This window comes from Pseudomonas sp. P5_A2_2 (assembly GCF_054177685.1).
In genome coordinates this window covers 1-8,980 of the sequence record NZ_JBGCUL010000121.1, presented here as the reverse complement: position 1 = coordinate 8,980, position 8,980 = coordinate 1, and the positions used below count along the sequence as shown (strand labels likewise).

At 57.0% G+C, this 8,980-nt stretch carries 10 protein-coding genes; 5 read left to right on the top strand and 5 right to left on the bottom strand.

The annotated features are described in order from the left end of the window. Positions 1-394 precede the first annotated feature (394 nt). The gene (locus ACXRVY_RS10830) at positions 395-997 is read left to right on the top strand and encodes a cold-shock protein (RefSeq protein WP_317851116.1); all 603 of its coding nucleotides are present in this window, start codon (positions 395-397) and stop codon (positions 995-997) included. 64 nt (positions 998-1,061) lie between these two features. Here the strand turns inward: ACXRVY_RS10830 and ACXRVY_RS10825 are convergent, their stop codons facing one another. The 3 genes from ACXRVY_RS10825 to ACXRVY_RS10815 form a co-directional block, all read right to left on the bottom strand. Then, positions 1,062-1,268: a SlyX family protein gene (locus ACXRVY_RS10825; protein WP_458237371.1), complete on the bottom strand. Its 207-nt coding sequence runs from the start codon at positions 1,266-1,268 to the stop codon at positions 1,062-1,064. 3 nt (positions 1,269-1,271) lie between these two features. Then, positions 1,272-1,697 carry an HIT domain-containing protein gene (locus tag ACXRVY_RS10820; RefSeq protein ID WP_223459530.1) on the bottom strand — a complete coding sequence of 142 codons (426 nt, stop codon included), beginning with the start codon at positions 1,695-1,697 and terminating at the stop codon, positions 1,272-1,274. Between the two features lie 492 nt (positions 1,698-2,189). Continuing rightward, the gene (locus tag ACXRVY_RS10815) at positions 2,190-2,531 is read right to left on the bottom strand and encodes a hypothetical protein (protein ID WP_223459493.1); all 342 of its coding nucleotides are present in this window, start codon (positions 2,529-2,531) and stop codon (positions 2,190-2,192) included. 75 nt (positions 2,532-2,606) lie between these two features. Here ACXRVY_RS10815 and ACXRVY_RS10810 point away from each other — a divergent pair, with 75 nt between their 5' ends. Then, complete coding sequence (locus ACXRVY_RS10810) at positions 2,607-3,935, top strand: OprD family porin (RefSeq protein ID WP_223459495.1); 1,329 nt, start codon at positions 2,607-2,609, stop codon at positions 3,933-3,935. Positions 3,936-4,075: 140 nt separating this feature from the next. On the opposite strand, the gene ACXRVY_RS10805 is transcribed toward ACXRVY_RS10810, so the two are convergent. Then, positions 4,076-4,918 carry a mechanosensitive ion channel family protein gene (locus ACXRVY_RS10805; RefSeq protein ID WP_223459497.1) on the bottom strand — a complete coding sequence of 281 codons (843 nt, stop codon included), beginning with the start codon at positions 4,916-4,918 and terminating at the stop codon, positions 4,076-4,078. Between the two features lie 136 nt (positions 4,919-5,054). Then, entirely contained in the window at positions 5,055-5,540 is a 486-nt protein-coding gene (locus ACXRVY_RS10800) for a YajQ family cyclic di-GMP-binding protein (protein WP_007977344.1), read from the bottom strand. Positions 5,541-5,675: 135 nt separating this feature from the next. Here ACXRVY_RS10800 and ACXRVY_RS10795 point away from each other — a divergent pair, with 135 nt between their 5' ends. The 3 genes from ACXRVY_RS10795 to ACXRVY_RS10785 form a co-directional block, all read left to right on the top strand. Next, complete coding sequence (locus tag ACXRVY_RS10795) at positions 5,676-6,593, top strand: putative 2-dehydropantoate 2-reductase (RefSeq protein ID WP_223459499.1); 918 nt, start codon at positions 5,676-5,678, stop codon at positions 6,591-6,593. Between the two features lie 45 nt (positions 6,594-6,638). Beyond that, complete coding sequence (locus ACXRVY_RS10790) at positions 6,639-8,675, top strand: ATP-binding protein (protein ID WP_223459501.1); 2,037 nt, start codon at positions 6,639-6,641, stop codon at positions 8,673-8,675. Positions 8,676-8,677: 2 nt separating this feature from the next. Continuing rightward, a partial coding sequence (locus ACXRVY_RS10785; RefSeq protein WP_458237370.1) for an ATP:cob(I)alamin adenosyltransferase occupies positions 8,678-8,980 on the top strand: 303 nt, incomplete at its 3' end.

Here is an 8,980-nt window from a genome sequence, read left to right as displayed (position 1 = left end):
GGATTGAATGGCGTAGGAAAGAAGAGCGCGAACACTAAGAAACACCCACTGAAAGATTTAGCCAATCGGTCGATGCGGCCGATTGAATCCCCCCCTAAAGGTGATGAGCTTCATCCAGCAGGCGCCCAACCGCTCTAGCAAGCCTGCCGCCGTATCGCAGCCTCTAACTTCGACCAATCTGCGGCAAATCGCCTCAAACGAGCCGCCGGACGCCCTGATTTGAGTAGCCTGCGGCTTTGCTGTTAAATAGACGGCGTGTCGCCAGTGTCTATTTTTTCCGGGCACGGCGCATAGGCTGATACCGGGTACGTGTCCAACGCCTCTTTATTATCTTGAAGCGAACCGTGCGCCATCAGCTCTTCCTTGTGAACTGTCTTAACGTGAGTTAATCAAAATGTTGAAAATCGTCCATCTGTTGATAGGCGCAGCGGCCTTGCTGCTGTCCTTCATCCCTAGCCTGCAATCCGAAGCCTTACCTTACCTGCAACAATCCGACGCACTGTACCTGGCCTTTTTCGGCCTGCTCAACCTTACACTTGCGCCTGTCATCCCTTACTGGAACAAAGGCCCGCGCCACCAACTGCAAAACCTGGTCAGCGCCTTGCTGGTTCTGAGCGTGGTCCTGCAAACCCTGACGCTGATCGCACCGATGCCCGTTATCGCCGGTCAACCCGCCGTACTGTTCAGCCTGGTCGCAGCCCTGATCGCTGTTGCCCTGCACTTGGGCATCTGCTTCTACAAATCGTCACCGGCCGCCGCCTCGCCAAGCTACGACATGAGCAACCGCGATACCGGCACCGTCAAGTGGTTCAACACATCCAAAGGCTTCGGCTTCATCTCCCGCGACTCCGGTGACGATATCTTCGTCCACTTCCGGGCCATTCGCGGTGAAGGCCACCGTGTCCTGGTCGAAGGCCAGCGCGTGGAGTTCTCCGTCATGAATCGTGACAAGGGCCTGCAAGCCGAAGATGTGATCGCCGCACTGCCGCGCCGCTGACTCAAGGCTAAAAAAAACCGCGCACAGCCGAGCTGTCCGCGGTTTTTTTATGCCTGCGCGTTGATTAATAGTGCGGCGGCGGCGCTTCCTCTTCGAACGACTCGAACTGGCCGACCATTTCCTCCTGCCGCTTGAGCAGCGCAGCYATTTGCAGCTGTAGACGCTCGACCACCCGCTGCTGCGCCACCAGCACATCATTCAATGCCTGGATGGTGTCATCCTGAAAGGCCAGGCGGCTTTCAAGCTCGGTAACGCGTTCTTCCAGGCTCATGGTTCAGCCCTCCAGAAACGTAAAATCATCGGTCAAAATCAGGCGCAAACGTTCGCGAATAGCGGCGATCTGCTCCGGGTTGTAGGGTTTTGCCGGATGCTTACCCCAAACCGGCGCTGGCCAGGCGGCATCTTCGCGCTTGCGCACAATCACATGCATATGCAACTGACTTACAACGTTGCCCAGCGCCGCAACATTCAATTTGTCCGCGTCGAACGAGTCCTTGAGCACTTGCGAAAGCACAGTTGTTTCCTGCCAAAGCTGTTGCTGATCTGCGACATCCAACTGAAATATCTCGCTGATAGCCTCGCGACGAGGTACCAGGATGAACCAGGGATAGTTCGAATCGTTGGACAGCAGCAACCGGCAGAGCGGAAAGTCCCCGATCGGTAACGTATCTTGTTGAAGTCGTGGATCTAAAGCGAACACTGTGCGCACTCCCGCCGGATCATCATTTTTCAGCTTAGCGCTCATCCTGACGGGACGGCGCGCCAAACGACCGGACGGCAGCATACCTGCGAACGGCGCATGCTTCACGACGAACCTTGCACAGAGGTCACGAGCGCCTGCGAAAAGCTGACACCCGCCCCCGAATGAGACATTTTTCGCCGCCGCGCACCACTACAGAACCGATCAGCCGGCAAAAAACGCCGAAATGACTGATTCGCAACGAAGAGTTCACGCCAGACAAGCGGTCAACAGGAATGAATTCAGCACAAGGCTAAAAATTTTTTGCACCAAAACCGCACAGTAGGTCTACGCTGAGTGCTTCGACATCCGCCATTTACTCACTGGTGGGGTGAACCGGTAACATTTTTGTTTGTAAGGCAGTCGACCAGAAGGGTGCAACAGGATGCCAGGCAAGGCGTCAAGCCCAAACCAAACGCGCTTGCCCCCCGGTTTTATGAGGTTTTTACAGCGTCAGACAGTCAAATTTAAAAAAACTGCAAAAAAATCAATTTTGTGCACGCTTGTTGCATTCATACCCAACATCACCTGATGTGACACCCGCTGGAAGTGGGGGTTTTCAGGCAAAAAATACAGTGGCAAGGTAGCCCGATGGAGATTCAAACGTTTCACCAGGACTCTTTTTACCGGCGCCAAGGCTCGGAAAACAGCATTAAAGTTGTCAGCCCGGTTGCGCTGGAGCTGGAAATTTGCGACATCTAGCACGCTATTTGCGACAGGGTCGTAAAGAAGGCGAAAGGTTAGATACGCAAGTATCGCCAACATTGTCGGCGTGATATAAGTTTGCGCCGACACAAAAAGAAAGAGCCGCCCAGATAATAAATCAGGTGGGACGGCAGTACTCTTCTAAAACCAAAGGAGCAAATCACGATGCGCGTGATGAAGTGGAGCATGATCGCACTGGCAGTTGCAGCAGCAGCCAGTACTCAGTTGGCAGTAGCCGCACCTTTCGTAAGCGACCAGGCCGAAGCCAAAGGTTTCGTTGAAGACAGCAAACTCGACTTGCTGGTTCGCAACTACTACTACAACCGTAACAAGAAAAACGGCCAAGTCGATGACAAAGACTGGACCCAGGGCATCCAGGGCATGTACAGCTCGGGCTACACCCAAGGTCTGATCGGTGTTGGCGTTGAAGCCTGGGGCCAACTGGCCATTAAGCTGGACGGTTCCGACAAATATGCAGGTTCCGGCAACATGTCCGTGGACTCTGACGGCGAAGTCAACAACAGCCAGGGCAAAGCCGGCGCTGCCGCCAAGTTCCGCATCTCCAAGACCGAGCTGAAAATCGGCGACATGCAGCCAAGCACTTCTCCGGTGTTCGCTGTAGGCGGTTCCCGTATCCTTCACCAAACTGCCAGCGGTATCCAACTGCAGAGCAGCGAAGTTACTGACCTCGACCTCGAAGCCGGTCACTTCTACTCGGCAACCAGCCAGGACCGCAACGCTCGTGACGGCGAACTGTTCGCTACTTACGCTGGCGTGACAGCTAACTCCATCGACTACTTCGGTGGCAAGTACGGCATTACCCCGGACCTGAGCGTATCGCTTTACGGTGCCAAGCTCGAAGACGTCTGGAACCAGTACTACGCCAACGCGAACTACACCCTCGCACTGGGCGGCGACAACTCGATCAACTTCGACGGTAACATCTACAACACCAAGGATACCGGTAACGCTAAAGCAGGCGACATCAGCAACACCGCCTACTCCCTGGCTGCTGCTTACTCGTTCCTGAAAGCGCACACACTGACCCTGGCCTTCCAGAAGGTCAACGGCGACACCCCGTTCGACTACATCGGTGTGGGTGACAACAACCGTGGTGGCGACTCGATTTTCCTCGCCAACTCCATTCAGTACTCTGACTTCAACGCCCCTGGCGAGAAGTCGGTACAAGCCCGTTACGACCTGAAAATGGCCGAGTACGGCGTACCTGGCCTGAGCTTCATGGTCCGTTACGTGAATGGTTGGAACATCGACGGTACCAACACTCCATCGAACAGCACCTACACCGGTCTGTACGGTGCAGACGGCAAACACCACGAAACCAACGTGGAAGCCAAGTACGTCATTCAATCCGGCCCAGCCAAGGATCTGTCGTTCCGCATCCGTCAAGCATGGCACACCGCCAATGCTGACGAAGGCGAAGGCGATATCTCTGAGTTCCGCCTGATCACCGACTACCCACTCAACATTCTGTAATCGCAGAAAGTTAGTTTGCGGTAATCAAAAAAAGGCCCATCTTCGGATGGGCCTTTTTCGTTGTCTGCTGTACAACATTTAACCAAACAGACTCTGCAGTACATGCCTGACCAAGAAGTCAGGCACTAACCGCACACCCCTTACTGCGCAGCAGATTCCTGAACCACGCGAATAACCCGCTGCGGAAATGGAATATCGATGCCGGCCTCTCTCAGACGATCACGGGACAGTTCGTTGAACATGAACATCACATCCCAATAATCCGCCGTCTTCACCCAGACACGCAGGGAAACAGTGATAGAACTGTCACCCAATGTCGATATGACTGCCTGAGGTGCCGGGTCAATCAATACACGCGGATCCTTGGCCAGTTCCAGCAACACTTCTCGGGCTTTCTGCAAGTCCGCTTCGTAATCAACGCCTACATCAAACACGACCTTACGGGTCGGCTGACGATTGGTGTTGGTGATAATGCCGTTCGACAGATTGCCGTTAGGCACGATGATGGTTTTGTTGTCGCCAGTACGCAGCACAGTGTGGAAAATCTGAATGCTGTCGACGGTACCAGCAACACCCTGTGCTTCAATCCAGTCACCGATGCGAAATGGACGGAACAACAGAATCAGCACGCCACCTGCGAAGTTCGCCAGGCTGCCCTGCAACGCCAGACCAATGGCCAGACCCGCCGCACCAATTGCCGCAACGAACGACGTGGTTTCCACCCCGATCATCGAGGCCACGCTGACGATCAGCAAGATCTTGAGGATGATGTTCGCCAGGCTGCTGATAAAGCCTTGCAGCGCCAGGTCGGCATTACGCAATGCAATCAGGCCGCCGAGCTTTTTCGTGACCTTGTTGATCAGCCACCAGCCAATGGCCAGGGTAATGACCGCCAGCAGTACACGGCTGCCGTATTCCATGATCATCGGGATCCAGGTTTGGGATACCTTGACCAGATTGTCTACCTCGGCATTTAAGTCCATCTACTCTCTCCTGTTTTCCGGCTACCCGGCATGCGTAAAAAAGCGGCAGAAAGATCGAACCGCGACGGGCTCAACCGTTTCTGCCGTTGCTTGGGCCTCCGACGTTGCAAACGCCAGGAGGTTCCCGCGTTCAAGATCAGTCGCGGAAGTTGTTGAACTGCAGCGGCATACCGAATTCCTTGGCCCGCAGCACTGCAATGGCTTCCTGCAGGTCATCACGCTTTTTGCCGGTAATACGAACCTGCTCGCCCTGAATGGCCGCCTGGACCTTGAGCTTGGCGTCTTTGACATGGGCGACGATTTTCTTCGCCAGTTCCTTGTCGATACCTTCCTTGAGGACGGCTTCCTGCTTCATCAGCTTGCCCGACGCGAACGCGTCCTTGACTTCAAGGCACTGCACGTCGATTTTGCGCTTGACCAGCGCCAGCTTGAGGATCTCAATCATCGCTTCGAGCTGAAAATCCGCTTCCGCGGTCAGGTTGACGGTCAGGTCTTTTTCCTTGAACTCGAAGCTGCCTTTGCCTTTCAGGTCATAACGACGATCGAGTTCCTTGACGGCGTTCTCGACCGCGTTGGTGACTTCGTGTTTGTCCAGTTCGGATACCACGTCGAACGACGGCATGTAATCTCTCCAAATTTAAAGGCGCACTGATGGAGCACGCCTGGCTTGCGGTTAAAATCCGCGCTGATTATAACGGGTCTTTCCCATCATTCACTGTGAGCTGCCGATGCACGCCTTAAACAGAGCAAAAAGCTGATGTCTACCACCTGGCATGTTCTGGGCGCCGGCAGCCTCGGCACTTTATGGGCGACACGTCTGGCGCGGGCTGGAGTGCCGGTCAGGCTGGTCCTGCGGGACGCCGCGAGGCTGCAGGCCTATGAGGCGGCCGGTGGATTGACACTGGTGGAACACGGCGAGGCGCGACACTATGCCGTGCCCGCCGAGACAGCCGGCAGCACCCAACCGATCAACCGCCTGCTGGTGGCGTGCAAGGCCTACGATACCGAAAGCGCGGTGGCCCGACTGGCGCCACGCCTGGCCCCGGGTGCCGAACTGATCCTGCTGCAAAATGGCCTGGGCAGTCAGGATGCAGTGGCGGCACAGGTACCTCAGGCACGCTGCATCTATGCGTCGAGCACCGAAGGCGCCTTCCGCGATGGCGATTGGCGCGTGGTGTTTGCCGGGCATGGTTTCACCTGGCTGGGGGATGCAAGCCATCCGGTTGCGCCGATCTGGCTCGATGACCTGAGCACTGCCGGCATCCCCCACGAGTGGAGCACCGAAATCCTGACCAGGTTGTGGCGCAAACTCGCCCTTAACTGTGCGATCAATCCGCTGACGGTGCTGCACGATTGCCGCAACGGCGGTTTGCAGCAACATCACTGCGAAGTCGCTACTCTGTGCGGCGAACTGGTGGAGTTGCTAGAGCGTTGTGGTCAGCCGGCAGCGGCCGAAAACCTGCAGCAGGAAGTCGAACGGGTGATTCACGCCACCGCAGCCAACTACTCCTCGATGCATCAGGACGTCACAAGCCAGCGCCGCACAGAAATCAGCTACCTGCTGGGCTACGCCTGCAAAGTGGCCGGGCGTCATCAATTGAACCTGCCTCATCTCAATCAGCTTGAGTCAAGGTTGATCGCTCGCCTGCAAAGCCTTGGATTGCCCAGCGACTGAGCAGCGGCTACGCTGGCCACTTGTTCCTTTTCAGCGATGAACCCGATGCCATTGCGCCAGCGTCTTGAAAACCTGCCTGTCGGCCAGAAACTGCTGGCCGCCCTGCTAGTCCTGTTGACCACCGTCCTGCTGGTCGCCAACCTGACCTTTATCAGCGCCGCGTACTACATTTCCCAGGAAAGCATGGCGCCTCAGGCCCTGCAGACCATCGGCCGGCTGGTATCCAACCCGAGCCTGACCTCCGAAGCCCTCGATTCGCCGCAAAGCGCTGAGCGCCTGCTAAACGAACTCAATAGCTATTCGCCGTTGCGCGCGGCAGTCCTGTATGACGGAAAAGGCGAGCAATTGGCGCAATTGCAGCATGGCGACAAACTGGAGTTGCCGAAACGGTTCCGGCATATCGAAGACTGGCAGGTTACCGAGTTCCGCAGCAACCAGGTCATTACCCTGCCCCGCCCCGGAGCTGCACCGGGGCATTTGCTGTTGGTCGCCAGCAGTGAACTGCCAGTGGCGTTCTATACCGGGACCCTGACGGCCAGTCTGGGGATTCTGATTTTCAGTGTGCTGCTCTGGCTGGTCATCGCCCGTCAAATCAAGCGCCTGATTACCCGGCCGATCCACCAACTCGAAGAGCTGTCCCGGCAGGTAACCCGTGAAGAAAACTACTCACTGCGTGCTTCACGAGGAAACCACGATGAAATCGGCAGCCTCGCCGAGGCGTTCAACACCATGCTTTCGCGAATCGAGGCCCGGGAGCAGCAACTCAAGCGGGCCCGGGACGACTCCCAGGCAGCCTACGACCAGGCCCAGGGGCTGGCGGAAGAAACCCGGCACACCAACCGCAAACTGGAGCTTGAAGTCCAGGTGCGCAGCAAGATCGAGAAAAAGCTTACCGGCTTCCAGAACTACCTCAACAGCATCATCGACTCCATGCCGTCGGCGCTGATCGCCCTCGACGAACAGCTCTACGTGACGCAGTGGAACCAGGAAGCCAGCGCACTTTCCGGCACGCGCCTCGACGAAGCCCTGAACCAGCCCATCTTCCTCGCCTTCGAACCGCTCAAGCCGTTCTTGCCACAACTCAAGCAAACGGTCGAGCAGCATACGGTGGCCAAAATCGAACGTGTCACCTGGCTCAAGGATGACGAGCCCCGCCACTATGCCCTGACCTTTTATCCATTGATGGGCGGCGCCGGGCGTGGCGTGGTGATCCGGATCGACGACATCACTCAGCGCCTGTCCCTGGAAGAGATGATGGTGCAGTCGGAGAAAATGCTTTCTGTGGGTGGTCTTGCCGCCGGCATGGCCCACGAAATCAACAACCCGCTGGGTGCGATCCTGCACAACGTGCAAAACATTCGCCGACGCCTGTCCCCCGATCTGCCGAAGAACCTTGAAGTGGCCGAACAGGCCGGCATCGAACTGACGGCGGTCAATCAGTATCTGCAACTTCGCGATGTGCCGAAGTTGCTCGACGGCATCCAGCAGGCCGGTGCCCGGGCCGCCAAAATCGTCACCCACATGCTCAGCTTCAGCCGTCGCAGCACCCGCCAGATGGCTCCGTGCGATTTGCCCGCCCTGATCGACCAGGCGGTGGAGATCGCCAGTAACGACTTCGATCTGGCGATCGGCTTCGATTTCAAGGGCCAGGCCATCATTCGCCAGTTCGATCCGGCGCTGGGCCCGGTCCCCGGCACCGCCAACGAACTGGAGCAGGTACTGCTCAACCTGTTGAAAAACGCCGCGCAAGCCATTCACCAGCGTGAAGACGGCAGCGAGCCGGGACGGATCATTTTGCGCACCAGGCTGAATCCGCCGTGGGCGGAAATTCAGGTCGAAGACAATGGCATCGGCATGAGCGAGAGCGTACGCAAACGGACCTTCGAACCGTTCTTCACCACCAAGGAGATCGGCCAGGGCACCGGACTTGGGCTGTCGGTGTCGTACTTCATCATCACCAACAACCACAAGGGGCAGATGGAAGTGCAATCGACCCCGGGCCAAGGCACGTGCTTCACCTTGCGCCTGCCCCTGGCGAGCACGCCACCTGTCTCGCAACAACTCAATCTGCTATCGAGGTAACCATGGGCTTTCGTTTGTCGAAGATTTACACCCGCACTGGCGACAAAGGCGAGACCGGGCTGGGCGATGGCCGTCGCGTACCCAAGGATCACCCGCGGATCGAGGCCATTGGCGAAGTCGATACGCTGAACAGTCAGGTGGGCGTGTTGCTGGCCGGATTGGCGGCGCAAACGCACGCCATTGCAGGCTTTCAGGAAGTGATCGATGTTTTGGCGCCTTGCCAGCACCGATTGTTCGACCTCGGTGGCGAACTGGCGATGCCGGTGTATCAGGCGTTGAATGCAGCGGAAATCGAACGCCTGGAA

Bases quoted from the DNA above. Each gene is read 5' to 3' on its own strand.
- ACXRVY_RS10805 (WP_223459497.1), bottom strand. From the start codon at position 4,918: ATGGACTTAAATGCCGAGGTAGACAATCTGGTCAAGGTATCCCAAACC.
- ACXRVY_RS10800 (WP_007977344.1), bottom strand. From the start codon at position 5,540: ATGCCGTCGTTCGACGTGGTATCCGAACTGGACAAACACGAAGTCACC.
- ACXRVY_RS10830 (WP_317851116.1), top strand. From the start codon at position 395: ATGTTGAAAATCGTCCATCTGTTGATAGGCGCAGCGGCCTTGCTGCTG.
- ACXRVY_RS10810 (WP_223459495.1), top strand. From the start codon at position 2,607: ATGCGCGTGATGAAGTGGAGCATGATCGCACTGGCAGTTGCAGCAGCA.
- ACXRVY_RS10795 (WP_223459499.1), top strand. From the start codon at position 5,676: ATGTCTACCACCTGGCATGTTCTGGGCGCCGGCAGCCTCGGCACTTTA.
- ACXRVY_RS10790 (WP_223459501.1), top strand. From the start codon at position 6,639: ATGCCATTGCGCCAGCGTCTTGAAAACCTGCCTGTCGGCCAGAAACTG.